Source organism: Microcoleus sp. (assembly GCF_041354475.1).
GTDB lineage: Bacteria > Cyanobacteriota > Cyanobacteriia > Cyanobacteriales > Microcoleaceae > Microcoleus.
The window spans coordinates 1-26,897 of record NZ_JBGJZU010000036.1 but is presented as its reverse complement, the minus strand read 5'-3'; the positions used below and the strand labels follow the sequence as shown (position 1 = coordinate 26,897).

20 protein-coding genes and 2 pseudogenes are annotated in these 26,897 nt (G+C 45.5%); 11 read left to right on the top strand and 11 right to left on the bottom strand.

Annotated features, from left to right (window positions below; genetic code table 11):
* Positions 1-18: 18 nt before the first annotated feature.
* From ACBR23_RS15015 to ACBR23_RS15000, 4 genes and pseudogenes are all read left to right on the top strand, one after another.
* Positions 19-657, top strand: coding sequence for a histidine phosphatase family protein (locus ACBR23_RS15015; RefSeq protein WP_371115292.1), 639 nt, complete (start codon positions 19-21; stop codon positions 655-657).
* Between the two features lie 86 nt (positions 658-743).
* Positions 744-1,511, top strand: a complete 768-nt coding sequence (locus tag ACBR23_RS15010; protein ID WP_371119811.1) for a YebC/PmpR family DNA-binding transcriptional regulator — start codon at positions 744-746, stop codon at positions 1,509-1,511.
* A gap of 29 nt (positions 1,512-1,540) precedes the next feature.
* Complete coding sequence (locus tag ACBR23_RS15005; RefSeq protein WP_371119812.1) at positions 1,541-3,718, top strand: restriction endonuclease; 2,178 nt, start codon at positions 1,541-1,543, stop codon at positions 3,716-3,718.
* Between the two features lie 50 nt (positions 3,719-3,768).
* Positions 3,769-3,966 (top strand): annotated as a pseudogene (locus tag ACBR23_RS15000) (YebC/PmpR family DNA-binding transcriptional regulator); the annotation flags it as partial.
* A 69-nt stretch (positions 3,967-4,035) separates the two neighbouring features.
* On the opposite strand, the gene ACBR23_RS14995 reads toward ACBR23_RS15000, so the two are convergent.
* The 3 genes from ACBR23_RS14995 to ACBR23_RS14985 form a co-directional block, all read right to left on the bottom strand.
* Positions 4,036-5,907 carry an adenylate/guanylate cyclase domain-containing protein gene (locus ACBR23_RS14995; RefSeq protein ID WP_371119813.1) on the bottom strand — a complete coding sequence of 624 codons (1,872 nt, stop codon included), beginning with the start codon at positions 5,905-5,907 and terminating at the stop codon, positions 4,036-4,038.
* A gap of 328 nt (positions 5,908-6,235) precedes the next feature.
* Positions 6,236-9,463 carry an AAA family ATPase gene (locus ACBR23_RS14990; protein WP_371119814.1) on the bottom strand — a complete coding sequence of 1,076 codons (3,228 nt, stop codon included), beginning with the start codon at positions 9,461-9,463 and terminating at the stop codon, positions 6,236-6,238.
* Positions 9,464-9,740: 277 nt separating this feature from the next.
* Positions 9,741-10,844 carry a hypothetical protein gene (locus ACBR23_RS14985; protein WP_371119815.1) on the bottom strand — a complete coding sequence of 368 codons (1,104 nt, stop codon included), beginning with the start codon at positions 10,842-10,844 and terminating at the stop codon, positions 9,741-9,743.
* Positions 10,845-11,278: 434 nt separating this feature from the next.
* Between ACBR23_RS14985 and ACBR23_RS14980 the strand changes: the two genes are divergently transcribed.
* Together ACBR23_RS14980 and ACBR23_RS14975 are read left to right on the top strand one after the other, a co-directional pair.
* The gene (locus ACBR23_RS14980) at positions 11,279-11,818 is read left to right on the top strand and encodes a cyclic nucleotide-binding domain-containing protein (protein ID WP_341738918.1); all 540 of its coding nucleotides are present in this window, start codon (positions 11,279-11,281) and stop codon (positions 11,816-11,818) included.
* Between the two features lie 254 nt (positions 11,819-12,072).
* Positions 12,073-12,771, top strand: coding sequence for an SGNH/GDSL hydrolase family protein (locus ACBR23_RS14975; RefSeq protein WP_341738917.1), 699 nt, complete (start codon positions 12,073-12,075; stop codon positions 12,769-12,771).
* A 210-nt stretch (positions 12,772-12,981) separates the two neighbouring features.
* Here ACBR23_RS14975 and ACBR23_RS14970 read toward each other — a convergent pair whose 3' ends face one another.
* Positions 12,982-13,248, bottom strand: a complete 267-nt coding sequence (locus ACBR23_RS14970; RefSeq protein WP_371125658.1) for a hypothetical protein — start codon at positions 13,246-13,248, stop codon at positions 12,982-12,984.
* A gap of 135 nt (positions 13,249-13,383) precedes the next feature.
* On the opposite strand from ACBR23_RS14970, the gene ACBR23_RS14965 reads away from it, so the two are divergent.
* From ACBR23_RS14965 to ACBR23_RS14955, 3 genes are all read left to right on the top strand, one after another.
* Positions 13,384-14,670, top strand: coding sequence for a glycoside hydrolase family 24 (locus ACBR23_RS14965; protein WP_371119817.1), 1,287 nt, complete (start codon positions 13,384-13,386; stop codon positions 14,668-14,670).
* A 134-nt stretch (positions 14,671-14,804) separates the two neighbouring features.
* Complete coding sequence (locus tag ACBR23_RS14960; RefSeq protein WP_371119818.1) at positions 14,805-16,019, top strand: hypothetical protein; 1,215 nt, start codon at positions 14,805-14,807, stop codon at positions 16,017-16,019.
* A gap of 167 nt (positions 16,020-16,186) precedes the next feature.
* Positions 16,187-16,387: a hypothetical protein gene (locus ACBR23_RS14955; protein ID WP_341732456.1), complete on the top strand. Its 201-nt coding sequence runs from the start codon at positions 16,187-16,189 to the stop codon at positions 16,385-16,387.
* Positions 16,388-16,786: 399 nt separating this feature from the next.
* On the opposite strand, the gene ACBR23_RS14950 is transcribed toward ACBR23_RS14955, so the two are convergent.
* On the bottom strand, positions 16,787-17,131 hold the full coding sequence (locus ACBR23_RS14950; RefSeq protein ID WP_371115319.1) for a Dethiobiotin synthetase: 345 nt from the start codon (positions 17,129-17,131) through the stop codon (positions 16,787-16,789).
* 282 nt (positions 17,132-17,413) lie between these two features.
* Between ACBR23_RS14950 and ACBR23_RS14945 the strand changes: the two genes are divergently transcribed.
* On the top strand, positions 17,414-18,931 hold the full coding sequence (locus tag ACBR23_RS14945; protein WP_371115300.1) for an SGNH/GDSL hydrolase family protein: 1,518 nt from the start codon (positions 17,414-17,416) through the stop codon (positions 18,929-18,931).
* Between the two features lie 48 nt (positions 18,932-18,979).
* Here ACBR23_RS14945 and ACBR23_RS14940 read toward each other — a convergent pair whose 3' ends face one another.
* From ACBR23_RS14940 to ACBR23_RS14920, 5 genes are all read right to left on the bottom strand, one after another.
* Positions 18,980-19,792 carry an MlaE family lipid ABC transporter permease subunit gene (locus ACBR23_RS14940; protein ID WP_341740039.1) on the bottom strand — a complete coding sequence of 271 codons (813 nt, stop codon included), beginning with the start codon at positions 19,790-19,792 and terminating at the stop codon, positions 18,980-18,982.
* A 100-nt stretch (positions 19,793-19,892) separates the two neighbouring features.
* Positions 19,893-20,930 (bottom strand): patatin-like phospholipase family protein, encoded by a 1,038-nt coding sequence (locus ACBR23_RS14935; RefSeq protein WP_341740038.1) that lies wholly within the window; start codon positions 20,928-20,930, stop codon positions 19,893-19,895.
* A 22-nt stretch (positions 20,931-20,952) separates the two neighbouring features.
* On the bottom strand, positions 20,953-21,582 hold the full coding sequence (gene mtnB, locus ACBR23_RS14930) for a methylthioribulose 1-phosphate dehydratase (protein ID WP_341740037.1): 630 nt from the start codon (positions 21,580-21,582) through the stop codon (positions 20,953-20,955).
* Between the two features lie 44 nt (positions 21,583-21,626).
* The gene (locus tag ACBR23_RS14925) at positions 21,627-22,295 is read right to left on the bottom strand and encodes an HAD-IB family phosphatase (protein ID WP_341740036.1); all 669 of its coding nucleotides are present in this window, start codon (positions 22,293-22,295) and stop codon (positions 21,627-21,629) included.
* A gap of 139 nt (positions 22,296-22,434) precedes the next feature.
* Positions 22,435-23,187 carry a Crp/Fnr family transcriptional regulator gene (locus ACBR23_RS14920; protein ID WP_341740035.1) on the bottom strand — a complete coding sequence of 251 codons (753 nt, stop codon included), beginning with the start codon at positions 23,185-23,187 and terminating at the stop codon, positions 22,435-22,437.
* On the opposite strand from ACBR23_RS14920, the gene ACBR23_RS14915 reads away from it, so the two are divergent.
* Positions 23,186-24,256 carry a DALR anticodon-binding domain-containing protein gene (locus ACBR23_RS14915; protein WP_371120962.1) on the top strand — a complete coding sequence of 357 codons (1,071 nt, stop codon included), beginning with the start codon at positions 23,186-23,188 and terminating at the stop codon, positions 24,254-24,256. The two genes, ACBR23_RS14920 and ACBR23_RS14915, sit on opposite strands and share 2 nt — an antisense overlap.
* 575 nt (positions 24,257-24,831) lie before the next feature.
* Here ACBR23_RS14915 and ACBR23_RS14910 read toward each other — a convergent pair.
* Positions 24,832-26,897 (bottom strand): annotated as a pseudogene (locus ACBR23_RS14910) (peptidase C11 clostripain); the annotation flags it as partial.

Genomic DNA, 26,897 nt, shown 5'->3' with positions numbered 1-26,897 from the left:
CTAAACTCAAAACAACTCATGCCACAAACAGTCTGGATCGCACGACACGGAAACCGCATCGACTTCGTTAACCCCGACTGGTTTCTCACCGCAGAACACCGCTACGATCCCTATCTTTCAGAAGATGGACACATTCAAGCCAAACAATTGGCTAACCGCCTCAAAGGTGAAGGAATTTCTCACATTTTTGCCTCTCCTTTTCTGCGAACAGTCCAAACGGCAAACTACGCTGCGGAAGCTCTGGATTTGTCGCTAAAACTAGAGTGGGGATTGTGCGAGTGGCTGAATCCTGAATGGATGACGGAAATGCCAGAAACTCTTTGTGTGGATGCTTTATGTGAGCGTTTCCCTCGGATTGATGCTTCCTATAAAGGTGGGATGCCAAATTATCCCGAAACAGGGGAGGCTTGTCTCCAAAGGGCTGGGGAAACTGCTAGACGCCTTGTCGCTGAGTTTCCTGAAGATATACTGTTAGTAGGTCACGGTGCGTCGGTGTTAGGGACTGCGATCGGACTGGCGGGGGGTATGGAAACGGAAATTAATGCTTCTCTGTGTTGTTTGGTGAAAGTGGTACGGGATGGGGGAGAATGGTCGATCGAACTTAATGGCGATACTTCTCATCTGATCGATACGGAAGCGACGCTCCGGTTTAATTAAAATTGAGAATTATGCAATCTTGTGTATTAAAATGAGGCTGAGATTGTTCAATTTCAAAAATATCAAATCGAAAATCCCGAATCGGTATGGCTGGACATAGTAAGTGGGCGAATATTAAACGCCAAAAAGCTAGAGTTGATGCTGTTAAAGGCAAGGTTTTTGCTAGAATATCTCGTGAAATTATTGTCGCAGCCCGCAGTGGTGTGTCAGATCCGGCGGGCAATTTTCAATTGCGAACGGCTATTGAAAAAGCGAAGGCGGCAAGTATTCCTAATGAAAACATAGAAAGGGCGATCGCCAAAGGTGCGGGTTTGTCTGGGGCGAGTTCGGAATTAGAGGCTATCCGCTACGAAGGTTACGGTATTGGCGGTGTGGCTATTTTGATTGAAGCGCTGACAGACAATCGCAATCGCACGGCGGCTGGCTTGCGGGAAGCTTTTACAAAAAATGGTGGGAATCTGGGTGAAACTGGCTGCGTGGGCTGGATGTTTGACCAAAAAGGGGTTTGTACGGTAGGCGGTTTTATTGATGAGGAAAAATTGTTTGAAGCGTCCCTAGAAGCCGAGGCTCAATCCTATGAGTTGATATTTATTGATGAAGATGAGGAAGGTGGTGAGGTGTTTACGACTGTGGCTAATTTGGAAAATCTTTCTGAGGTTTTGAAACAGAAAGGTTTTCAAGTTTTGCAGTCAGAGATTCGTTGGATTCCCAGTATTATAGTGGAAATCGACAATGCTGAAAAAGCTCGATCGCTCTTGAAGCTGATGGATGCACTGGAAGATTTGGATGATGTCCAAAGTGTGACTGCTAATTTTGAAATGACAGATGAATTGATGTCTTTGAGTATGGTTTAATGCTTTAAAGATGAGGGATCTGGATCGTCATGCTGGCACTGCAAAAGATGAAAACTCGCCAGCGGGACGATCGCGCTACACTATTACCAGGAAACGAATCCCCATGTGTAGGCGAGGGGGGAGTGTCAATCCAACGCCTGGCTCAAAAAGCTGCATTGAAAATCTCAACCCACACAAAAGCCATGCTAGATAACAACGAAAGCAAAATAGACAGCACCCACTCAGAAGAAGTTCTCTCAGCAACCGAAGTGTCAGAAACCAAGGATCGATCCGAATCGGAGGTGCAGGCTGAACCAGGGGATAAATCCAATTGGTTCGGTTCCATTTTCGGAGCCGTCTCTGCAAGGGCGAGTGCGGTAGGGAGTGCGGCAGCGAGTGCTGGAAGTGCGATTGTTGATACGGCGAGTGCGGTGGGGAATGCCGCCGGCACTGCTGGAAGTGCGATTGTTGATACGGCGAGTGCGGTGGGGAATGCAGCCGTCAGTGCTGGAAGTGCGATTTTTGTTAATACCGCGAGTGCGGTGGGGAATGCAGCGGCGAGTGCGGGAAGTGCAGCAATGCAAGTTCCCAATTTTTTTGGTTCATCCCTAGTTTTTATTTCGCAGAGTCCTATTCTGAAAAAACTGACCCAAAAGTTCAAAATCGACTGGTTAGTTAATGCTATAGATGCTGTTGATGTCGTAAATGCCGAGGCGCAAGTTCGAGAGTTACAGCGCCAATATCCTCACGAGAAACCCGAAGAGATCGCACATCACTTGATGGTGGAAAAAGCCTTGCTAGCGGCAGGAAGTGGCTTGGTGAGCAGTTTAGTTCCCGGCGTGGCTTTGGCGTTGTCTGGCATGGATTTAGCGGCAATGACGGCGTTATCTGCCGAGTTGGTTTATCAAATTGCTGCCGCCTATGGCATGGATTTGCGATCGAGCGATCGCAAAGCAGAAGTTGTCGCTATTTTTGGTTTGTCCTTGGGTAGCAATTTAGCGATCGAAGCTGGAGTTACGCTTGTCAGCAATATTCCCTTGGCGGGTGCGGTAATTAATGCTAGCGCCAGTGCGACAATGATTTACGCGCTGGGATACGGTGCTTGTCGGTTTTATGAAGCGCATCTCGATTTCTCGGAAATCGAAACCAAGCTCGAAGATTTACAAGAGGTATTGCAAGCGGAAAGTGAGCAATATTTAGAGACAGCGATCGCACAAGAAACGGTGATGGATTGGATTTTGGTGTATGTCGTCTATGCCAGCAAAAACTTCACCCGATGGGATGAGTTATTACCGGAATTACGAGCGGCGAATTTAAATCCCAGGACTTTAGCTGAGATTGAAGCTGTGACAAATAAGTCTAAATTGCTTCCCAAGTTGGATATTTTACTCGCACAACTCGAACTTGACTTTGCCGAACCACTTTTAAAGCGATGCACTGAGATCATCGAGGCTGACGGTGAAATTAATCAACAAGAGGGGAAAATTTTGCTGACAATTCAACGAGCTGTTTTGAGCAAAAGAAAGCAAGCTCAAAAGCCAGCCCAGCAAACTTCGATCGAGGATGGGGTATCGGAAGCCACTGAAGCACAAACTGAAGTCCAAGCTGAATCACAAATTCCCTCTTTATCTTCTGATTCTCCTTCTACTGATAAGTTGAGTTCGAGTATGCTGCAAAATTTCCAAAAAATCATAAAAGTTGCAGGGCGATTAGACGTGCCAAAGATTGCGAATTTAATAGATACTGAATCACAAACTCCCCCCTTATCTTCTCATTCTCCTTCTACTAAGTTGAGTGCAATTCTGCTGAAAAAATTCAAGCAGATTTTAGCAGGTTCTACGCGGTTAGAAGTGGCAGAGATTGGGTATTTAATCGATCAGGTCGATCGCATGACGGGAGAAGAGTTTGAGGAATTTTTAGCCTGCTGTTTCCGCAATCTCGGTTATGCGGTCGAAATGACACCCAAAACGGGCGATTTTGGTGCGGACTTGATTCTCTCTAAAGCCCGCAAGAAAACCGTTGTCCAGGCAAAACGCTATCAAGGAAAAGTGGGAAATTCCGCCGTGCAAGAAGTGGTTAGTGCGGTTAAGTATTACGGGGCGCAAGATGCGATCGTTATTACAAACAGTATGTTTACATCCAATGCTCATAAACTGGCTCAAGCGAATGGGGTACAACTCTGGGGAAGAGAACAGTTAATTGATTTAGTGATTAGAGCTAAAAAATAAGGGATCTATGAACCAAGAATCGCAGTCTATGAAAGAGCGGGGAGTGTCATTTGAAACAAAAAAAATTTGCAGTTTTGCCGTCGGAAACTCGCTGGATTCCCAGTATGACAGTGGAAATCGACAATGCTGAAAAAGCTCGATCGCTCTTGAAGCTGATGGATGCACTGGAAGATTTGGATGATGTCCAAAGTGTGACTGCTAATTTTGAAATGACGGAAGAGTTGATGTTGTTGACAGTTGATAGTTGACAGTGGGCCGTGGAAAGTGGGAAGGGTGCACTAACCAATAACCAATAACCCATAACTAATAACCAATGACTATTCTTTCGGACCAGTTAGCAAATAAGTAATCATGTAGCCTTTGCCTTTAATTTGAATAGCGCCACGCTTCTGAAAAGTATACTTATCCTTTAAGAGTTCTTGGGTTTCTACGGTGACTTGAATGCAGCCGGTAATCCCATGGGATTCCATGCGCGAAGCAATATTTACTGTGTCGCCCCACAGATCGTAAATAAACTTTTTGAGCCCGATAACTCCGGCTACTACTGGCCCGGTGTGAATGCCGATCCGAATGCTGAAAGGTTCTGAATGTTGTAAACTGAGGCGGCGAATTTCTTGTAGCATATCGATCGCCATTGCTGCGATCGCCTCGGCGTGATCTGTTCGGGGCGTAGGCAAACCACCGACTACCATGTAAGCATCACCGATAGTTTTAATTTTCTCTAAACCGTGGCGATCGGCCAAGTGGTCAAAAGCGGAAAAAATATCGTTGAGCACTTCCACCACCGCCGTGGCTGAAATTCTCGAAGAAAGCTCTGTAAACCCCACAATATCAGCAAACATGACGGTTACTTCGCCAAAACTTTCGGCAATATTTTTTTCGTTGTGCTTCAAACGCTCGACAATCGCTGCCGGTAACACATTTAGCAAGAGTCGATCGGACTTTGTTTGTTCGGCTTCCAACTGTTTGTAAGCATTCTGCAACTGGGAAGCTTGGCGGGCTCTTTCTTGGGCTAGTTTTTCGATTTGGGCAGTGCGGCTCAAAGCTGTCAGCATATAAGTGACGGGAATGAAAGTCCATAACATCCCCATGGTGAGAGTTCCCCAAGAACGCCAGTGTTTTCGACTTTTACGAATTTCCCGACTGGCTGAGACGTAGACATACCAATCGCGATCGCTAATTTTGAGGCGTCTCCTGCAAGCGGTATAATCTGGACCCGGATTGTTGAGAATGGGACAGTTTGACTTGACTTGCTGTTGCAAATCGGCGGACCCCGGCAAGACTTGTTGGCTGTCGGACTGAAACAGCACTGAAAATTCGTTAATTTGGCTGGTGGCTGGTGTATCTTGCCGAACGGGGGGGCGGCTATCCCGTGAAATTGAGGATGCTTCTGGCTTGTCTGGAGCCTCGCTAGAGATATAAATATTCAGATAGTCGGTATTGCGTCCTTTTAAAGAAGTTTGCAACACATCTTTGCCTCGAAATACTCCCATGACAAATCCTTGCAGCAGTTGGCGACGGGAGGCGACGGTAGTTAGTTTGGTGCTGGTTTCGTAAATCGGGACTATGGCTAATAGATTTAATTCCGAGGAATTATTTTGAATTAAACCGATGTAGCTGGTGACAACCATTTCTCCGGTATCTCGCCCGCGAGAGAGTGCGGCCCGGATTTGTGGTTGGGAGGCGAAGTCAAAGCCCAAAACAGTTTTGTTGCTTGCTGCGGGTTCTAGGTATAAAGCAGGGAAGTATTCGGAACGTTGACGGGCTGGGATTGGTTGTCCTTGGAGACCTAATTCTGTAATCTGGAAGTTGGGCTGGTTTTGGGTTTGGTTTTGGGCTTCGTAGTCGGCGCGATCGCGATCGGGGACGCGGGGTAGCCAAGCCAGGATTTGCAGACTGGGGTGGACTGATAGGGGACGACCCACAAATCGGGCAAAGGAGGACTTATCGACTGTGCGGAAAGCTTTCATGTAGTCGCTGAGGGCGAGAACAGTGTCTAAATCTGAGTTTAGCTGCCTTTCGAGGGCGATCGAGATATCATCCATGCGACGGTGGGTTTCGTAGTCCCAGCGCCCGTTTTCCCAGTTCCACACAATGGCAAATGTAAACACAGACAACCCTATACCCAAACTCAGCGTCAAACCTGCTGGAATGTAGCGAAACCAGGGCAAAGGTAATTTTTTCAACATAATCGAGTCGCCAATAGGGGATTTAGGATAGCGCAGCACTGATTTCGATTAATTTCAGCTAATTTCAGCGTTTTATGCTGCGAATTTAAAGCCCCGATCGCTCAAAAACGGAGGGCAATTGGGAATTAAAATTTAGAGGTTTCTGACATTTTGCACCTTTGTCAACAACTTAAGAACCTACTCCCACACTGGAATTTAAATCCACAGTTCTCTTCCCTGGCAAGATTGCCCAGATACACCGCAGGCTTCCCTTATATTTTTTTACCATAATTTGATAGCCGATCGGCAGTTCCAAACCTGTCATATCCTGTGCGCTTCGCCCATCACTCTACACCGACAAGCTGATACAAGAACCGCGAGCAGTTTTGTTAACTTCTATTCTGGCTTGAAAAGCTTCTTTTAAGTGTGGCATATGGGTAACGGTTAGAATGCAGGCGAAATCCGAGGCGATCGCGTTAATAGCTGCAATCAGTCGATCGCATCCTTCGGCATCCTGAGTCCCGAATCCCTCGTCAATAATCAACATTTGCAAAGCCGTTCCTGCCCGCTGAGATAACAATCTCGCCAGGGCCAACCGAATCGCAAAATTAATCCGAAAAGCTTCACCACCAGAGTAAGTTTCGTAGGGACGAGTGCCACGGGCATCGGCGATTAAAATATCTAAAGTATCAATCAATTTAGTCGCTTTTTTAGAAGCAGCAGCCCGCTGAGTAATAAATTGAACGTGCAATTGATTGGCGCTCAACCTGGATAATATTTGATTAGTTTCTGCTTCTAGTTGAGGCAACACATTTTCAATCATCAAAGCTTGAATACCATTTTTACCAAAGGCTTGACCAAGCTCTTGATAAACTCGCTGCTGGCGTTTGGCAACTTGCATTTGCTCCTTTTGAGCTACTAGCTGAACTTGCCAAGCTTCTAGACTTTGCTGCTGTTGCTGAAGCCGTCCCAGACTTCCCAAATGTTGGTCTAGCTGCTGGCGACGGCGACTGATTTGTTGCTCGATCGCACTTATTTGTGGTCTGGAATCGGGATGTTCTTGCAACTGCTTATTCATGGCCGCAATTTGAGCGCTGACAGCTTGCAAATCTCGATCGCGCACAGCCATCGAACTAGCTATTTCATTAACTCGCTGCTGCACTTGCGGGTGCTGCTGAGTTGCCGCCCGCAGTTTTTCGGCCCTAGGAAGCCAAAATTGCGTCCGGCGCATTTCGCTGCGGACTTGTTCGTGCTGTTCAAAATTGTAACCAACTTCCGCAATATATCTATCTAAAGACAGAATTTGCTGCTGTATGGGCGAACTGTTTTTTTCCTGTTCTAACTGCTGCTGCAATGCGACTAATTGAGTTTGCAATTCAGGACGGCGGGCCTTAATTTTATTAAATTTTTGTTGAGCATCTTTGATTTGAGATTGCTGAATTTCTGCCCACCGCAAACGCTTTTCTTCACTGCGGACGAGGGAGTGACTGAGATCGCTATAATTGAGTTGTTGCAGTTGCTGTTCGATTTGTTGGAGTTGGGCATACTCATCGGATGCGTAATCCCCAGTACGGAGCGATCGCTCTATTTCCCCAGCATCTTTTCGCAGAATTTGCAAGCGTTTTTCATCTTTACCCAGTGCCTCCAATTGAGCCTGCAAATTAGCGCGCCGTTCCCGCAATTCTTCATAGGGGGCTAATTCAGCTTCTAGTTGGCGAAATTCCTGTCTGAGGACATGAATTTCCCGTTCCGACACGGCTAACTGTTCGCGGACTACCCAGAGTTGATTCCAAATTTCTTGCTGTTGAGTATGATGTTTTTTGACTACCAAATTCCAGTAGTGTTCGTCTAAAGGTCGATCGCACAAAGGACAATTCCCAAAATCGGCATCGCGCACAACTAAATGGGAGTGAGATTGCTCATTGTCCAGCAAATTCGCTGCTTGACTTTCCCGAAGCAAAGCCTTCTCGGCAGTTTTTTCGCCTTCTTCTTTCCGTAAAAGTTGCAGTTTGCGATCGATTTCATCTAATTTAGTTTGATAGTCCAGGCTTTTAGCTTTCAGGTTTTCCAGAAAGTTGTGTCTTTCTCTGCCTTTTTCTCGGACTCGCTCCTGATAAACTCGCTTGTTTTCTAACAGTAAAATTTGATTAGCAATTGCCGAAATTTCCTGTTGCAATTGGGGCTGTCGCTGCTGCTGTTCCACTTGCAACTGTCGGTTAATTTCCTGTAAGCGGGCGGTTAAACCTGCGTGGGCGCGATCGAGTTTAGTTTGTGTCTGTTGTTGCTGCTGGAGTAGGGGCGAAACTTGCACTTGCAATTGTTCTAGTTGTTGGAGTTGCGATCGGGCTACTTGCAATTTAGCCAGTCCTTTTTCCACCTCCGGCTGCTGTTTCAGAACTTCTATCACTTCGGTTTCTTGCTGTTGCAAAACATCTAATTGAGCTTGCAATTGTTGAATTCTGCCTTGCAAAACACTCAATTCTTGCCGCTGCTGTTCTTGCAATTTTTGACGTTGATTTTGAGCCTCTTGGTTAGCTTTAAATTTTCCGGCTAGACTCTCTTCATTGGCTTGTAGACTGTGGAAATAAGTAATTCCGGTTGTAATTTCATTTTCTTGCTCTAGCAGGGCTTGCAGCTCATTTTGCTGCTGTTTTGCTGCGGCGAGTTCTTGCTGCAAGCGACGGCATTCTTGAGAGATGTTGTTATGTTGTTGTTGGTAGCCACCCAGGAGTGTTTGCCAAGTTTGGCGATTGTGGTGTTGCAGTTGCAGTTGCTGCAACAGTGCGGTGTCGATTTGCTGCTGTTGTTGCAATTGCGTCGTAGTTTGCTGCAATTGGGCTTGTTCTGTGGCGATCGCATCTTTTTGTTGCAGTTGCTCTTGTATGGTTTGCAAACTCTGCTTGAGCACTTCAACTTGAGTTTTAAATTGTCTCGATTTATCCTTGGCTTGTTCCGATAAAGCATCGTAGCGATCGAGTTTGAGCAGATTTGCTAACACTTGTTTGCGCTCGATCGGCTTTTTCAGCATAAACTCATCAGCTCGCCCTTGTCGCAGATAGGCTGAGTTGATAAAAGTATCGTAATCTAATTTAATGTATTCGAGAATTTTCTGCTGAGTGATTCTCAGACCTTTATCAGTCAGCGTGCGAAAATTCACCCCTCCTAGCCCCTCCTTAGTAAGCGGCCCAGAAGAAGTAAATTCTGCTTGCGTTCCCTTACCAAGGGCACAATTCTCCTCTTGCGCCCCCCCTTTACTCAGGGCGTGGAAGGGGAGGTTGGTTGCTACTTGAAATTCCAAACTCCCGGATTGTCCGCGGCGGCGATGGCGAATCACCCGATAAACTTGGCCACCAGTAGCAAAAGTGAAATCAACCCGAACATCAATTTCGCCCATGTGGATGATCTCATCTTCATCGCTGCGACAACAGCCCCAAACAGCCCAGGTAATCGCTTCCAAGAGTGAAGATTTGCCAGCACCGTTAGGCCCGCAAATGCAAGCAGTGTGCAAGCCGCGAAAGTCTAAAGCAGCTTCGCGATAGCTGAGAAAATTTTTGAGTGTCAGTTGTATAGGAATCATTTAAGGCATCGCGCCATACAATCTCTTATAAGTAACACTATTTGTGTGGTGTTGGCTAGTTGTTCAATCCAGATCCAGAATAATATCAATTCCGGTTGTATCGGAATGATTTAACCGCGAAGGTGCTCATGACGCGAAGGAAGAGAAGAGAGGATTTGATATAACTTCTCAAAGAAGTCCCGACTCTGGGGATCGCTCCTAAATCAAAAAAAAGGTTGGCTGCAATCCTACAGCCAACCACCTACTTACTTGTTATAGATTTGCTCAAACAGCCCAACTATCGAGCAATATTGGGGAACGTATAACCGACACCCAGTAACAATCCCACTTCAGTACCATCCAGAAAACCAATATTCAACCCGGCGGTTGCTGTAAAATTTCTCGACAGTGGCACATCTACGCCCCCGGAAATCAGGAAGCCAAAATTGCTGTTGTCTCCGGTAGAAAATGCCACGCCAGCACCTGCATAAGGAGCAGCAGTAATCACAAAATCATCGCTGACTTCTACTGCATTTCCCGCTCCAAAATCGTAGGTAACAGGAATCAAAACCGTCAGGTTGTCCCGGAACAAAACACTAGGCCTCACCGAGAAATTGTTGGTCAAACCAATTTTGCTAATAATCGCAAAGGAAGTGTCGCCCAAGGCTGTATCTCCCCCAAAACCTAGATTACCGCCAATGCCGATGTAGCTAGGGCCAGAACGGGTAGAGCGTCCGGGTCTGACTTGGTTTTCTTGAGCCACTTTTTGAGTTGGTGCCGAGGCAATTTCCGGCTTTTCATTAGCAGTTGTCGGTTCCTTTGTCAAGGCCGATGCCGAAGTGCTCACAGGATGACTCAAGACTTCCTTGGCAGTTTTGACTTCTTTATCAGCATTGACTGCTGTCAGTTCCGAAGTTCGATCGCCCTTGGTGGCGTTTTCGGCAGTAGGCTGGACTTTAATGCTATTATCGGCGATGGTAGCTGCGGGTTCCGAGTCTTTAGTCTCAGCAGCCATAGATGTATTTTCCAGATTTTCAGTCGCCGGGATTTCCGCATTTGCCACATCTGATGTGGCTGGTGCCATGGCAGATGCTTGCACATTGGTGGATGATTCCGAAGTTGCTGTCTCTGGTACTAACTCAGATTTGACTCCCCCATCTAGTTGTAGAGAACTTATAGAATCAATTTGTTTATTACTAGCAGTTGTTACTGCATCGGTTTTAACCGCCGCAGTCGCAACGGACTCGGAAAGTTCAGGGATGTTTTGAGAGGGCAAACTTGCTGATGTGGCGGTATCTGGCAAGTTGCCAGTTTCAGCTTTAACTGACAGGGTAGTGCAACAAACAGCCAAAGCGGCAAGATTTACTAAGGCGAAAGTAGACCTGGAAAATAGATTATTCACAGATTCTCCTCAATCAATGGTGTGTTAAAAGTGTATCAGAGATAAAGTCGAGAGCGTTGTGTGAACTTGACAAAAATCTGAGTTGTCTTGTTCCTACATTGCCACTTAACCGTTGAACAGTCAACTCTCCAGCCGATACACTTCTTTGAGTGTCTATCAGTTGTGGGTTTTATTATAATTTGCCGATCGGCCAAAAATCAATCCCAGGGAAGATTTTATACAAAAGCTGTGTCGTTACCAGAGTACAGAGTCGATCGCGGGTAAGACCAAGATAGAATCTTGTAGTGAGTAGCAGCACCGACAGGCACAGGGAAAAATCCGGCAAGTCTGGCCACACTAGCGGGAAACCAATAGACAGCCAGAGTTCAAAACCGTCTAGGCAGCATCCACAGTTAACAATTGGTCTACATACTATCTAATCTCAACCTGATTTTATGAGCAAAGTTTTAATTATATTAGGGGAATTGAGCGATCGGGACATTGATTGGATGGTTGCTAACGGGAAGCGCACCCAAATCAAAGCCGGCACCACACTCATCACCGAAGGCAAACCCTTAGAAGCACTATATATCGTACTCGATGGCACTTTGAGCGTATTTGCCTCATCCCTAGGCAACAAACAAATTGGGACAATTATTTCCGGCGAAGTCCTAGGCGAAATGTCCTTTGTAGACGGAAGACTGCCATCTGCTAGTGTCATCGCCCAAGAAGAATGCCTAATCCTATCAATTTCTAGACGTCTACTAACCGAAAAACTCGAACAAGACGTACTATTTTCCCTGCGATTTTATCGCGCCATTACCAAATTTTTATCATCCAGATTGCGTGGTACTGTAAAGCGTTTAGGCGAAGATACCAATGACCTAGTATATCAACAACCACAGGACGAACTCCCCATCTCCCAAACGTTAGAAAATGCCGATTTAGCCCAATCGAGATTTAAATCCCTCTTGCACCGTTTAAGAGGAAATTGAAACAATTTTCACCAATCCCAACTAGACATCTCCCATAATTATAGTGAAACAAGCCAGACAGCCTCTGCTTCAGAAGCTTTTTGGGAGATGTCTATAGCCTTTCTCAGTTAGGTGAGTACAGGGTAATGGGGAACCCCCTCTGACTACTGCAATAATAGCTTCAATTAAGTTCATTAGTGATGCACGCCCGCTCTTGATAGTATTGGCGATCGGGTTTGACCCGATCGCCAATACCATAAGCTAAAAGAAGTTTTATGAAAGTTAAATTTAGGTTAATTTCAGTCTGTTTGGCCTTAGTTTGTGTTTACATCCCCTTTCGAGTGCTAGCTAATCCCCAAGGGTCGGGAGATACTGTCAGCTCGGCGCTGTGGTGGCAAATGGCCGTGTACAATCAGGTACAGCAAATTCAAGACAAGCAATATCTAGGGTGCGTCTGGGGCGATTCTATTTCTTCGGCTCTGGGCAATTCTTTGGGAGAGGAAAACTTTAATTTTGCGATCGGTGGCATGAGTACGGTTTCTCTGTTGGAACAGTTTCAACTGGTAGTACCAAAGGGTTTTAAGTGCGAAAAATCTATTATTGCGATCGGCACAAATGATGCTATGTACGGCATTAGTGATGAGCAGTTTGTCCATAATTTGCAAGAGGCGATCGCCAAATTGCGTTCTATAGGCACTAAAAAGATTATTCTGATTCCTGCTTTTTACTCCACACTTGCCGCCAGCTACAATCCTAAATTAGCAGGAACAATTTCGAGAGTTGACGAAATTAATGTTCTCATAAATCAAGTAGCGGCTGCGGAAAAACTTCCTGTGGAATCTCAAGGAATACAAGCATTATTTAACCAGAAGGAACTAAATCAAGATTTAACAATTGATGGAGTTCACCTGAATACCAAAGGTTTAGATATCTACAGAAAAGTGTTATTAAATATTTTAAAGTCTCCGCTATAAAATGCAGATTCGGTAGCCCCAAAATGGGGTATTTAATGTGTATTGATTACACCATGATTGTGGCTATTCATAGTGACTGTATTTATTGAGATTATCACTTCGGTTCCCTCTCCTGGCTGGCTGTGGACTGTTAGCTGTGCATTAATGCGATCGAATCGTTCTCTGATTCCTAAAAAACCAAATCCGGTATCAAAAAAATTACTTTCCATATCAAATCCTTGTCCGTTGTCTTTGACTTGCAACATCAACCTTAGCAAAAAGAAAACTGCTTAAGGCAGGTAACGGAAGAAAAGGATGAACACCTTCACCCATGTATACGTTGAGTTCGGCAAAACTCACGAGGCAATTTGGCTCTATTTTGTTCATCTCTTCGATGAGCTGTTTGTCAAGCAAACGGACTACAGCGGTGGAACATCCGGGAGCGTCCTGAAGTGTGACAGTACCGCGAGTGCCTACTTCTTCTATGTCACAAACCAAAAATTTGATCGACCCGCCGCAGCCAACGAATAATCGGAATTGCTATTTTGGGAATACGATCGCCAAATCTGGCAAAATCTTAATGGTTTCACAATTTAGTTCCACCCTTCGCCGTTTTGATTTCACTCTCCCAGCATGAAAACTCTCCAGTGGCCAGCTTGGTTCCCCTATCCGATTTCGTGGTTAAGGGCATTTGCTCTGGCTCAGAGTTTTAGCTTTGTAGTCAACAGGGGCATTCCTCTGGTTAACGATGATAGGGGCTTCCTGAGTTTACTGCTAACCGCTTGGCTGATTCAGTTGCCTTTGTTCTTTGTTGCTCACTTTTTTGCCACCACAATCTTAAATCCCCTCATCACTCTGGTTTCCGCCAGCTTTCTCCGGGGGCGCAAGTTCCAGCGCCGACATACGGGGATGCGCCAGCACCTGCGGGAAGGCTTGAATGCTCTAGTAGTCATTTTTCTGGCCTTTAATCTGTCCCTGCTGGTGCAAATGGCGATTTTTTATTGGCCCGCACACTCCATCGATCCACGCCAATTATTCACAGGAATATCTACTCTAACCAATGTGGCGATCGCCGGTGAATTCGATTTTTGGCTCATCAAACTAGCCGCCGCTTTGTCAAGTTTAACACTATTAGCAGCACCCCTATATCAACACGATTTCCGAGTCCGCCAAATGCGGGCTGCTCAAAAATTGACCGAAATTGCCGAACTGGAAATGACTTTGTTGCAAGCTAAAAAACTCCAGCGTCAAAGAATCAATTTATTGAGACAGTCAGAAATTCAAATTCTCGGATTTTTACTGATAATCGCTGTGGTGATTGGTGGCGCTGTTTTTTTGGCTGCCAATTTGCGGGGAAATCAGCCGTTTTTATCCCCCGCAACTGATGGGATCAAAATCCCGCCTTTGGCTATGAAATCTGGCGATCCTTACCTTCGGGCACTGATGCGAACTATTTCTGCTAGCGAATCCAATGTTTCTCGACCTTATCACGTTGTTTACGGTGGTAAATACCTGTTAGATTTGAGCCATCATCCTGATTGGTGCGTCAAGATTGTGAATGGTCCCAATCGCGGCAAATGTACTACGGCTGCGGGCAGGTATCAATTTTTGAGTTCGACTTGGAAAGATAAAGCTCAGCGCTATCACCCGCGCCCTGCTAATTTTATTGTTTGGCAAGATTACAGTTTTGAGCCGGAATATCAAGATGCGGTGGTTTATGCTTGGTTGAGCGATCGCCAATTTTGGAAAGCTGATATTTCACAGATGTTGAAGGAAGACAAATTAACTGAGGTTTTGCGGATGTTGTCGGGAACTTGGACGAGTTTGGGATATGGCATTGAAAACAATTCAATGAGTTCTAGTTTGCCGAAAGTTTACAGGAAAATGCTCGATGAAGAGTTGAAAAATGCTGGTTCTTAGTTAATAGTTATTGGTTATTGGTTATTTGTGATTCATATTCATTCCGGCTCCTTCGCTAATAACTAAATAGGTGCGATTTTTTTAAAGTGTAGATAAAGTGATTGAATCACCAACTGTCAAAAATTGTCAAAAATATGAAAACTTCTCAATCTCAGTCTTTAATTCTGTGGCGACAAGTAGGCGGCGTGGCGGCTTTGCAGGGAGCAATTACTCTAACTTGGATGCTTTACCGATTGTATTTACCTCAACTTTTAGCGGGGTTTGGTTTTGCGGGATTTGACAGGGGAATCACTATTTTAGAGGATAGTTTGGCAATTGCGATCGAACCTTTTGCTGGCTGGCTTTCTGACAAGCAGCGTCACTGGATGGGAACTCGTTTTCCGCTGATTGTGGTGGCTACTATCCTGTCGTCGGTTATATTTATGGCGATTCCGGCTATTTTTATTTTCGGCAATCCAGTCTCTCCTCTCCGCTGGATTTTCCCTGTGGTAATTGTGGCTTGGGCGATCGCCATGGCGATGTTTCGATCGCCCGCCGTGTCGCTGTTGGGCCAATATGCAACTCAAACGCAGTTGCCCCACGCCATGAGTTTATTGGTGCTTGTGGGGGGATTGGTTGGGGCTGCAAGACCTGTGGCGGGGGATTTTATTCTGAGTTGGGGTCCAGCTTTTGCCTTCGCTCTGGGTTCGTTTGTATTGTTGGGTGCGGTGGCTTTTTTGCGATCGGTTAACCCTGATGCTGCGGTGTCGGAATTGCCACCGGATACTGCTATTTCTGGGGCAGTTTCTATCAAAGCCTTGGGGTTAGTTGCGCTGACGGGAATGGCTGTTGCTTGGGGAAGTCGGGCGATGGGAGAACGGATTTTGCCCTATGTTTTTCAAACTCAAATTGTGGGGGTTGATGCTAAGTGGTTAATGGCTGGATTTACCTTGGGTTTAGCTGTTTCTTGTTTGCTGGCTGGAGCGATTGCGGTGCGTTTGGGAAACCAGCCCACGCTGTTAGCTGGATTGGTAGCAACGGCGGTTTTGTTGTTGGTAATGGTTTGGAGTCAGGGTTTTGTAATGGTGGCGGTGACTGTTTTGGCTGTGATTTTTACTAATAGTTTCATTACTACTGGTGCGATTCCTTTTGCTTTGTCTCTGGTACCTCCGCATCGGGGAGGATTGGGAGTAGGATTTTATTTTGGTGGTTTTTCCCTGGGGATGAGTTTGTATTCTCTGGTGTTTGTCGCACCTTTGGCAGTTGCTGTTGTGACAACGGCGATGGTGGGGGCGATCGCCTTTTTGGTTGCTGCGGTTTGTGTCCTAGCGGGCGATCGACTTAAATTGACACCCTATGTAACAAATTAATAAGAGTTATTATATAGTTGTTATACAGTTTTCGTCGATCCCCAGCTATCGTGAATTATTATTTCATCATTTCATTTATTTGGCCGATCTGAGCAACAATGGGAGTATGGCTCAAGCGCTGAAAAATTTTGCGGGCGCGGCATTAGGGAATAAATGAGGATACAGCTATGTTTTGCCTGACGCGAGAAACTAGAAGTTCTGGGCTAGTGGAAACCGGAAATCGGGAACTGCGAGGATCTACAACCTCTAATTCCCAGAGAACCCGCATTATCCAAGCACGGGTTTACAAGGATGAAGTTTTGGTGTCAGCGGCGCTGGCGGGATTGCCCACACTTTTGGCATCTCTGGAAAGCTTTTGTGAACAGTAAAATTGGGCAGGTTGAAACCTGGAAATGATGATTTTTTGGTCAAGTGAAATAACCCAAAACTTCCCTATTTCTGGGTTTTGATATCGAACGATTTGCTCTTGCCGCCAGATTCACCGGACTACAGAAAAAAGCTCCCTATCTTGACTATTCATAGCCCACGGATTTATCCGTGGGAGTGATATCTATTCCCGTGGTATCGGAATGATTAAACCACAGAGAACACAGAGGACACAGAGAAAGAGAAGAGAGAAATAGTAAGTAAGGGCGAAGCATGACCGCAGACAATTTATTAGCTCGCGCCAGAGATTTACAGCGGTGATGCTAGAGCATCGTACGAATATATTTGCAACACACAGATTCACCCTAGCGGAACTCATATCTAAAATCCCACTCAGTTAATTATTTCCAGACACCAGAAAAAATATTTTTAACGGCGATCGCAATTCGATTCAAGTCTTCTTTCAGCAGTGGCGGCCAAGAAACTCCCCTGCGAACTCCTGCTTCAAATTGCAGCAAACTTTCTACTGACAGTAAATGCAGTGCCGAGATTAATTGCCGATCGAGCATGGGAGATTCTTGCAAACCCTCAAACAATATTTTTAAAGCTAATAAAATCGATGTCACCTGTCCAGGGACGGGAGAGAGTCCTTGTTGGAGGCGCATCAAGAAAGCGTCGGGATTTTTCTTTGTTTCCAGGGCACTTCCCTGGTCTATCAGGAAACTGCGGGCGGTTTTGTAATCCATTTGATGTGCGATCGAACTCCTGAAATTAATGAGCTGACAGATAGACATCTCCCATAATTTCTGCGCCACAAGCAGTCTGGCTTGTTCTGGACTATCTTTTGAGGAGATGCCTCATGAAATCGCTGAATAAATACCAATTAGATTATAACATTTGCCAGTCCTTTGTCAACTCTTTACTCCTGGCATTTCTGGGCGACACGGCTAAAATTGCTATAGTCTATCAAATAGCTCCCGCCCCTCCATATCGGGTCTAGATTCAAGGAGCCTCAAAAATATAAAACAATGAAAAAATACCCTAGCCCTAGCATCAAATCAAAAATTTATCGTCACTTCTGGGTATTTTGTTTATCTCTGGTTGTCCTGTTGGTTTCATCCCTCGACAAAATCAATGCTACACAAGGATTTCCCCCACCAGTTTCCCAGGAAAACAGTGCTAATTTTGGAGCTAATATTCAAAGGACCATGGGATTGCTGGCTAGCAGCACTCCAGGCGATCGCAAACCAGTACGCATCCTATTTTATGGTCAATCTATCACCAAACAAGATTGGTGGCAAGATGTAGCAAACGATATCAGAAAGCGATTTCCCGATGCAGATTTGACCATTGAAAACCGCGCTATCGGAGGATTTGCCGCCGGGTTGTTAATCCGTCCCAGCGAACACGACTTATATCCTTTTTATCCAGATTTGGTAATTTTTCACGTTTACGGAGGAGATGAAGATTACGAAGCAATCATTGCTAATATCCGCCGTCGCACCACTAGCGAAATACTCATACATTCAGATCACATCGACTGGATGCCAACAGGAGAAAAAGACGATGCAGATCAGCTCAAAAGATACGAATGGCACAACAGTCATTCTACCCAATGGTTGCCTCAACTTGCCGAAAAATATGGCTGCGAAATTGCGGAAATTCGCACACCTTGGAGACGGTATTTACAAGACAATAGCTTGCTGCCAAAACAGCTATTGAGTGACGAAATTCACCTCAACAATTGGGGCAACTTTCTCCTAGCAGCCCTGATTAAGCCCCACCTGCGATACAATCCAAATTTTCCTAAAAAACCTGAGCCAGATTTAGTAAAAACCTATAGAGTTGGTAGGGAAGTCCAGTGGAAAGATGGCAAATTGCGGTTAGAATTTGAAGGAAATAGAATAGATGCGATCGCCGCTAAAAACTTCAAGGACAAAGCCAGCAGTGCTAGGATTACCATAGACGGCAAAAAACCATCAGAATTTCCCGAACTTTATGCAATTACCCGCCCCAGTCCCACCGTTGGCGTCGGTTGGCCAGCCATTATCCAAGTATCCAGTCAGAAACCCCTAATCGTGGAAGATTGGAAAGCAGTAATTACAGAAATTAACAGCGATTCCAGCAAGTTTAAGTTTCAGGTTTTTGGTTCAAAAACAGGTTATGACGGTAGCGGTACAAATGACAAATTATTTGTATCAAATTCTGGTCGCGTTGTCATTGAACCCAAAAACTGGTGGCTGCAAAGTTCCTATGAATATTCTAAACAGCCAACACTCAAAGGATTTGAGACCGCATGGCAGGTAAAACCAATGTTTGTGGATGCCTATGTGCAGCCAGAAAGTACCGATTCAACCCGCGAATATTTTACCACATTGGCTCAGAATTTAAGCAATTCCAAACATATTTTGGAAATCGTTCCTGAAGCTAATGGGAAAGTTCCTATTCAGGAAATTCGAGTGTATCGTCCTCCTTACAAGCCGGAACCGAAAAGCCCAAAAAGTCAGCTAGGGACCGATAAGATATTCACCCCACCGACAACTTGATTTTTTGTAAACAAGGCATTTAGCCTGGGGAGTATCAATAAAATATCATCAACTTCTCGTAATTCCCAACTCATGAAAAAGTAACAACGACAAAAAGAAATCAGCCACAAAAATAAACACCCAAGAAGTTACCACTGCGGCCGTCGCAGCTTGTCCAACTCCCTTACCTCCCCCCGTTGTAGTCAATCCCCAACCGCAACCCACAATGGCAATAATCAATCCAAAAATAAAACTCTTAATCGCCACCGTGACTAAATCCCAAGGGCCTAAAAAAGTCCGAACAGATTCTAAAAATACTGACGGTTCCAACTCATAAAAAATAGCAGCTACAAACATTCCACCTATAATCCCCACCGCCACCGAAAAAATGGTTAATACCGGCAGCATGACACAACAAGCTATCACCCGTGGTACTACTAAATAATCAACCGGATTTGTTCTCAACATATACAGCGCATCTATTTGTTCCGTCACCTGCATTTCGCCGATTTCCGCTGCAAAGGCTGAACCTACTTGTCCCGCCACTACGCCGGCAGTTAAAACTGGTGCTAATTCGCGGCAAAATGCCAAAGCAAAAGCACCTCCTACCGCCCCCACAGCCCCAAATCTAATCAATTCTCTGGCCGATTGAATGGTAAAAATCATGCCGGCAAAGAAGGCTATTAATAATACAGCACGCAAAGAATCTAATCCTACTGTGACTAAGTGTTCCATGATTTTGCGGCGGTCAACTTTGCCACTGAGTATGCGCCACAACACTTGTCCACCTAGGAACATAGTGACAGAAAATCGCTGAAACCATCTGTTGTTAATGGTTTCATCTAAGGGTCGATCGCGCTTGTCTTGGTATTTTTTCACCAATGATTTAGATTTTATATGTGAGAGTGCTGTACGCTAATAACTCATAACTAATAACTCATAACCAATAACCAATAACCAATAACTAATAACTAATGATTGATTATTCCGCAAGCAATAAGTCAATAAAACGATCCAATTCTCCCTCGTACTTTTGTGCTTGCTCCTTGCCAATTTTCACCAGTTGTGATATTTTTGGTTCCGACGCATCATCGATGGGTAGCGGTTCTGTATATAAACTCAAATCGGGAGTAATTCTCAAATATTGATGTGCTCTTTCAATGGCATCAAAAATTTGCATGAGTTGATAATGGACAGTTTCAGAAACTCCGGTCATCAGTATATTAATCAAAGGCTCAATCCACTCCACTTGACCCCAGTCTTTGGCTTCTTCGTAGGGATATTTTTTTTGAGCGTCTCCGGTGCCGAGAGATAAGATTACCATCTCCTTTGCCGTCGGACCTCTGTCTGGGCGATCGTCGGGAATGCGGAATTTATTTCTCACTTCTGCATAAGCACAAAGTGCGGGATTGTTGGCAAATACTCCCCCGTCAACTAAAACGTAGGATTCGTTGGTCAAAGAGCGAATTTTGGGAACTTCAAAATAAGAAGGAGCAGCCGATGTGGCTCTGGTTATATCTTTGATGAAATAGTCTTCTTCGGGATTATTTACAGCATCTTGTTGATTGAAAAAGTGAGCTTTTCTCCTTTCGATGTCGTAACTGGTAATTAAACAAGGTTTCAGCAGTTGACTGAGTTGGCAATCTCTAAAGTGTTCTAAAAAGAATTTTTCTAGGCGATCGCTCGAATATTTTTCATCAACTAAACCGTCTAGAGATGTGAGGGTTTGCCAAAAGGAACTCTTAAAAATATCGCGACCACTTTTGATGGAGAAATTAACAGCATCTTCGGCAGACCAAAGAGGTCTGCTGGGATTATCTGGGTCGGGAAATAAGTAAAGACAAGTTAAAATTCCTCCGGCACTTGTGCCTGCGATTAAATCAAAATAGTCAGCTATTTTTGCCTCTGGGTTGCCACTTTTTTGTTTCAGCTTTTTTTCAAGGGCTACTCCTACTTGTCCCGGAATAATTCCTCTAATACCGCCTCCATCTATGGAGAGAATTCTGGTATATTTAGCCATAAATATTACCTCAACTGGTTATCTAAAATGTATAATCTAAAATTGATTGACGGGCTGTCACCATGTAGCGAAAAATGTATTCGACAATTTCTATGTAGTTGTAGGCTGTAGCTGGAGAGTTTGCCCAGACTGTAACGCCGTGATCGCGAATTAACAAAGCGGGTACTTGCGGGGGGGAAATGGCAAATAATTCGCCAATTTCCTGGGCGATTTTTGGGACTGAAAAATAATTAGTAAATAAGGGCATGGATACTTGGGGGTTTTCTTCCCAGACTCCCAAACCTTTGAGCATTTCGATCGCAGGTAAAGACACGGCATCTCCCGTTGCTAACCGAGAGACTAAATTTGCCTCGATGGAGTGAACGTGATAGCAAGCTTGAGCTTCGGGAAAACTCTGATACACCGCTAAATGAATGCTGGTTTCTGCGGAAGGGCGACTATCTGGATCGGGTTGCTCTAGAATTATGCCGTCTAAGTTCATTCTAATAAAATCCGTGGCAGTTAGTTTGCCTTTTTGGCGGCCGCTAGCGGTAATCCAAAAACTGCCGTCATCTAAGCGAGAGGAAAGATTGCCGGCTGTCCCAACCATCCAACCTCGATCGTAAAAATGTTTTGCCGCTGCTATTAAATCTGTTCTCACATCGCCGCTCATTGTTTGCCAATCCTCAGCTTTTTGTGCATGGTTTTACTTGAGTTTTAATCCCATTGTTGAGAGAGCTTTTCTAGCACATCAAAAAAATTATCCCATTTAGTATAGGGCTTTTGCTGTTCGTCTAGATATTCCGCTAGTCGATCGCGCGCAAACACCGATGAAGCGTGCAAAGCCATGTTAAAGTCAGTGATCGAATCTCCGATCGCCACCTGTTCCTGGGCTGGGTACTGTTCCATTACCCGCACCTTTGACACCAATTCCGTATCCCCCTCAAACTCCGACTTTACTTGCAACCGAGGCCCGGTGGTGTCCACATCCACAGCATAAATAGCGCGAACCCGATGGACTAAATCGCCGAGGACGGTTTCTACCATAATTCGTAAACCCCCGGAAACAATCACAAAATGCACCCCTTTAGCATCCAAAAAATCCAGTAATTCTACCAATCCCGATCGCATCAGCTTGGGCCGGGAAAATTCGATAATTTCCCCGTAACATTCCGAGGGAATGGACTCCAATAACTGCCGCACTCCCGATCGCAAACTCAGCCTTCTAGCATACATTTCTGGCATCAGTTCCGATGACAGTTGTGGCGCGAAATGCTTCAGCATAGCCACAAAAGTTTCTTCTACTGTAATCGTGCCATCAAAGTCACAGAAGAGGACTCGTTGCTGATGGTTCGGGATGGTCAATTTTGGCTGGTCATCGGTCATGGTCGATAGCACAAAAGAGAGAACCGTAAAATTTTACACAATTCATCCTACAATGTGGAGTGACAAAGACCGCGATCGGCTAAAAAAACTAACTGTTGCCCGCTGTTTCGGAACAATCTGCCCCTGGGTTCGACCCAGATTATTCCATCGACGCTTCCGGTTTCGGCTTAGGATTTTTAGTTTTGGGCGAATCCGGGCTAGCCGGTAAACAGATTAAATTGTCATCCTCAGTATTAATCAAACCTTTCGATCGCAACTTACCCATCAACCTAGTGACTGTCACCCGCGTTGAACCAATCGCACTGCCAATTTGAGCATGAGTCAGGGTCCAAGGGAGGCGATAGCCGCGAACCACATCAGGTTCCGTCTCACCTACGTAGGGTTCCCCAAACTCTTCTATCAACAATGTGAGAAATCCCAGCAAGCGGTCGATTGTCCGGCGCTGTCCCAAAGTGCTTAGCCAGAGCAGTTTCCGCTGGTGCTGGTAGCGAAACGCATCCAAAATTTCTCGGCGGAAGTGAGGCCAGTTATCTAAATCGTGCCAGTACATCCACACTACGTGAGTTTGGTCAGCGTGGGCGTAGGCTTGCAGAGTAAACGGCGACTGTGCCACCAGTTCAAAAGGCTGACCCGCTCCTACGAACCCCAGAAAAGCTTCTTCTGGTGCTTCGCGATCGGATTTTGACGATTTTGAAGTGGCGCTGACCTGAGCGCTACCTACGAGCCGCACAGACCCCTTCTGTACTAAATACAGGAGTCCGGGTCTAGCTGGAATGCGCTCGTCTTTGCTAAAAGTCCGGCAGCGGTAGTGTTCCTGGGCCCAGTCTATAATTCGTTGCCAAGTTATAAACGGTCGATCGATCGTCTCTAGAGATGTGGAAGTTGATTGCATGGGTGAGGGATTGGGATATGTGTTACCAGTGAAAAAAACAGGTTTTGCCAATATGGCGATACAAAGTGAGATGACTGACCCCGATCAAGCTTACACTAGCTTAGCTGTGCTTGCTTATTTTTGTCAGTTTTACATAAATATTCAATGTAACAAAAAATACATCTCAATGGTTGAATTCAGCAAATATAAAGTTTTGAATATGGAATCAAAATCACAAGACTGGGAGTTGGAAAAACTCACAGTCAAAACTCTGTTGCGCTCACGGCTACAAACAGCAATGGAACGGGCTAATATGCCAGAAACTGCCCTAAAACTAGATGAAATTCCCTTAAATCGGTCTCAGAATAGTCTAGGAGTAGTGTACATTTCGGCGATCGCCCTCAAATTGGCTAAAGTGTGCCAGCAGACGCCCCAAGCCATCGCCACACAGTTAGCTGAAACTCTGCAAAGTATGTGTCATCGAGATTTTGCCGTTACAGTCGCGCCGTCAGCCATCATTGAATTTGAGTTCACCCCTCCAGCTTTGGCCTGGTGGTTGCAGCGTTTAGCTCAAACTCCCATTCCAGTTACACAATCTCGAATAATATCACCCGTATTGTCAGCCGATCGACTGTTTCCCCTTCAATACAGCCACGCCCGCTGTTGTTCTCTGGTGCGAATGGCCAATCGCGATCAACTAATTGCGATCGGCCAACCCGATGTCGCCACAACACCGCAAATTTGGTCGCTGACAGCCCCCAATCCCTTACCCTGGATCGACAACGAACAACTGAGATTAATACATCCAGCCGAAAGCAATTTAATTTCCCAACTATTGACAGTGCTAGACAGTCTAGCTTTTGTGTTTGGGGAGTGCAACCAAGAAAGAGCGATCGATTATTTCAAATTAGCAAATAGTTTGAGCACAGCCTTTCAGACTTTTTACAGCCAGTGTAGAATTTGGGGCGAAATTAAAAAAGAAAACCTCAAACTCGCCCAAGCCAGATTGGGCTTAGTATTAGCAACTCAGTCCTTGCTGCGATTTATCTTAGAAGAATTATTGAACGCTGTTGCTCCTTTAGAACTGTGATTTATTTTTAGGATCGATCCCCCCTAGCCCCCCTTAAGAAGGGGGGGACAAGAGTCTTCTCAAAGTCCCCCTTCCCCCATCCCCCCTTGGGGGGGGCAGGGGGGGGGTGGGGGGGCTAGGGCGTGTTTTCAAACTACTGCTTAAGATTTAGATCCCCCTAAATCCCCCTTAAAAAGGGGGACTTAAAGACTCTTTCCCCCCCCTTTTTAAGGGGGGCTGGGGGGATCTTTGGGTTTGAAAACACGCCCTAGGGGGGGGTGGGGATTTAGGGGGATCTAGACTGGTGCATATGTGTTTTGTAAATATATTCGTAGGGGCGAAGCATGACCGCTGTAAATCTCTGGCGACAGCTAATAATATCAAATCCGGTAGCATCTGAATGATTCAGATCTCTATTCTCTCCCTCTGTGTCCTCTGTGTTCTCTGCGGTTAAATCATTCCGATGCAGCCGGAAACGATATAAATTGTCTGCGGTCATGCTTCGCCTATGCGAAATCGGGATGCTCTATTTCATTCTCAAGAAAACGAGGATTTTGTAGGGGTAGTGGATGGTGCGTGCCTACCCCGCTGCTACTCTAAGCTAAATTGAAATTGGCAGCACTAATAGCACTTGCAGACACCCCATTCAGAGAGGCTAAAATTTCACCTGTTGCTGACAAACGGATGAAAGTTGCACTGTTTTCTTGAGTAATTGACAATTGCGAGAAAGTGAGATTATTGCCCAGTATTAGCAAATCTTTGCCATCCTCAAAATCCAAGATAGTATCGATACCAGAATTGGTAGAAAGCAAGAATTTATCATTGCCAGCACCTCCTGTCAAAATATCACTTCCCAAACCGCCTGTGAGCAAATCATCACCCTTACCTCCCAGCAGAATATCGTTGCCATCACCGCCATTCAAAATGTCGGCACCGCGACTGCCAAACAAGGCATCATTTCCGCTACCTCCCAGCAGAATATCATTACCTTTGCCTCCGAAAAGCGAGTCATTGCCGAGGCTACCGTCGAGGTAATCATTCCCCATCATGCCCATCAAAACATCATTTGCGCTGCCGCCAGTCAGGATATCGTCGCCGTTTGTACCGATAATTGCGTCGGGCGAATTGCTGCCCAAATCAGCATCGCCGGTGACAACAGGAGTCGCAAGCCCAGCAGGTGTTGTTATAGTTTCAATTTTGGTGTCTAAAGCAGCAGCAGTATTTTCAGAAACTACCTGAGAAATTGTCTTAGTTCCCGCACCAACAGCTTTGAAATCTTGAGTAGTTTGGCCCAAAGTTACTTTTTGGACGCGGGCGACTGCTTCAGGAATGGATGTTCCTGTTGTGCTGGAGACAGCGGCATCAATGCGTTGATTGGCTGTTGCCATTACAGTCGCAGCTTGTGAGGTAATTTGGGTAAAGTTTTGAGTGTTAAAACTGGAGTCAACTTGCTTGATTCTACTGACAGCTTGCTGAATAATTGGTTCTAAATCGGCTGCATTGCTCAGATTTAAAACTGTGCTGGATTGAATTCGACTGGTAATTGAACTGACAACAGCCTTGACAATATCCTTAGTTAATGCACTAGAAGCACCGTCAATCAAAGCGCTAGTTTGAGTGATGAAGTTTTGGACTTTCACCATTGCGGATAAAGTTGCAATACCCCCTGGCTGGTTGTTGTTGGTAGCCACGATCGGATCGAAGCTAGTTAGGTCAACATTAGCGGGGATAGCAAGGGATTTTTTGACGGAAGATTGTGCTGATTCTGATGTCAATCCTTTGTCGATTAAATCGGCGACCAAGCTGGTTAAAAGAGTGACAACAGTAGCATCTGGTGGGGCGGTGACTGGTGTTTCTAGCGGTAAACCCGTGGCGGTGTCGATGCCACCTATGGCAACTAGATTGCCTTCTTCTGGGTCAATTTCTCCGTTTTGATTTTTGTCGAAAATATCGGACGCGAGATTCAGATCGAATTCACCATTAGGTCTAGTTATGGCAGACGGTTCGTTAGCATCGATTATGCCGTTTTTGTTAGCATCAAAGAAGATAGTAGAACCAGCAATGTAACCATCAATCACAAAACCGCCGAAATTGAAACTCTTGAACCGAACGAGTTCGCTAACACTGGCACCTGATGAATCCGTTCCCGTTACCTTCAGCCAATAGTTGAAAGATTTTGGGCGACTCGCATCTAAATTGATAGTACGGGTTTCGGGATTGAAAGTTAACCATGAGGGGAGAGGAATTTGAGGAAAACTTAACCCATCTACCGGCTGGCGATAGGAACCGCCGCTGAGGGATCTCTCCCAAGTGAATGCAGACTCATTCAAAGCATTGTAATCTGTCAGACCGATCGTATAACTAACGCGATCGCCCGGATCGGGGTCAGTATCGGTATTTGCAGCGAAGATCAACTCATTGGTTTTGGAACCTCCTTGCGACAAGACAGGACGATTTACAACTGGCGGGCGGTTGTTAGGTGTGGGCGTTGGTGTTGGAGTTGGTATTGGTATTGGTATTGGTGTCGGCGTGACTGGTATTGGCGTTGGTGTTGGTGTTGGCGGTGTTGGTGTCGGCGTGACTGGTATTGGCGTTGGTGTTGGCGGTGTTGGTGTCGGCGTGACTGGTATTGGCGTTGGTGTTGGTGTTGGCGGTGTTGGTG

What these genes read in the sequence shown, in the direction of transcription:
- ACBR23_RS15015 (WP_371115292.1), top strand. Translation starts at nt 19, where the DNA reads ATGCCACAAACAGTCTGGATCGCACGACACGGAAACCGCATCGACTTC.
- ACBR23_RS15010 (WP_371119811.1), top strand. Translation starts at nt 744, where the DNA reads ATGGCTGGACATAGTAAGTGGGCGAATATTAAACGCCAAAAAGCTAGA.
- ACBR23_RS14945 (WP_371115300.1), top strand. Translation starts at nt 17,414, where the DNA reads ATGAAAAAATACCCTAGCCCTAGCATCAAATCAAAAATTTATCGTCAC.
- mtnB (WP_341740037.1), bottom strand. Translation starts at nt 21,582, where the DNA reads ATGAGCGGCGATGTGAGAACAGATTTAATAGCAGCGGCAAAACATTTT.
- ACBR23_RS14915 (WP_371120962.1), top strand. Translation starts at nt 23,186, where the DNA reads ATGGGTGAGGGATTGGGATATGTGTTACCAGTGAAAAAAACAGGTTTT.
- ACBR23_RS14965 (WP_371119817.1), top strand. Translation starts at nt 13,384, where the DNA reads ATGAAAACTCTCCAGTGGCCAGCTTGGTTCCCCTATCCGATTTCGTGG.
- ACBR23_RS14935 (WP_341740038.1), bottom strand. Translation starts at nt 20,930, where the DNA reads ATGGCTAAATATACCAGAATTCTCTCCATAGATGGAGGCGGTATTAGA.
- ACBR23_RS14950 (WP_371115319.1), bottom strand. Translation starts at nt 17,131, where the DNA reads ATGGATTACAAAACCGCCCGCAGTTTCCTGATAGACCAGGGAAGTGCC.
- ACBR23_RS14975 (WP_341738917.1), top strand. Translation starts at nt 12,073, where the DNA reads ATGAAAGTTAAATTTAGGTTAATTTCAGTCTGTTTGGCCTTAGTTTGT.
- ACBR23_RS15005 (WP_371119812.1), top strand. Translation starts at nt 1,541, where the DNA reads ATGCTGGCACTGCAAAAGATGAAAACTCGCCAGCGGGACGATCGCGCT.
- ACBR23_RS14995 (WP_371119813.1), bottom strand. Translation starts at nt 5,907, where the DNA reads ATGTTGAAAAAATTACCTTTGCCCTGGTTTCGCTACATTCCAGCAGGT.
- ACBR23_RS14990 (WP_371119814.1), bottom strand. Translation starts at nt 9,463, where the DNA reads ATGATTCCTATACAACTGACACTCAAAAATTTTCTCAGCTATCGCGAA.
- ACBR23_RS14955 (WP_341732456.1), top strand. Translation starts at nt 16,187, where the DNA reads ATGTTTTGCCTGACGCGAGAAACTAGAAGTTCTGGGCTAGTGGAAACC.
- ACBR23_RS14960 (WP_371119818.1), top strand. Translation starts at nt 14,805, where the DNA reads ATGAAAACTTCTCAATCTCAGTCTTTAATTCTGTGGCGACAAGTAGGC.
- ACBR23_RS14920 (WP_341740035.1), bottom strand. Translation starts at nt 23,187, where the DNA reads ATGCAATCAACTTCCACATCTCTAGAGACGATCGATCGACCGTTTATA.
- ACBR23_RS14925 (WP_341740036.1), bottom strand. Translation starts at nt 22,295, where the DNA reads ATGACCGATGACCAGCCAAAATTGACCATCCCGAACCATCAGCAACGA.
- ACBR23_RS14980 (WP_341738918.1), top strand. Translation starts at nt 11,279, where the DNA reads ATGAGCAAAGTTTTAATTATATTAGGGGAATTGAGCGATCGGGACATT.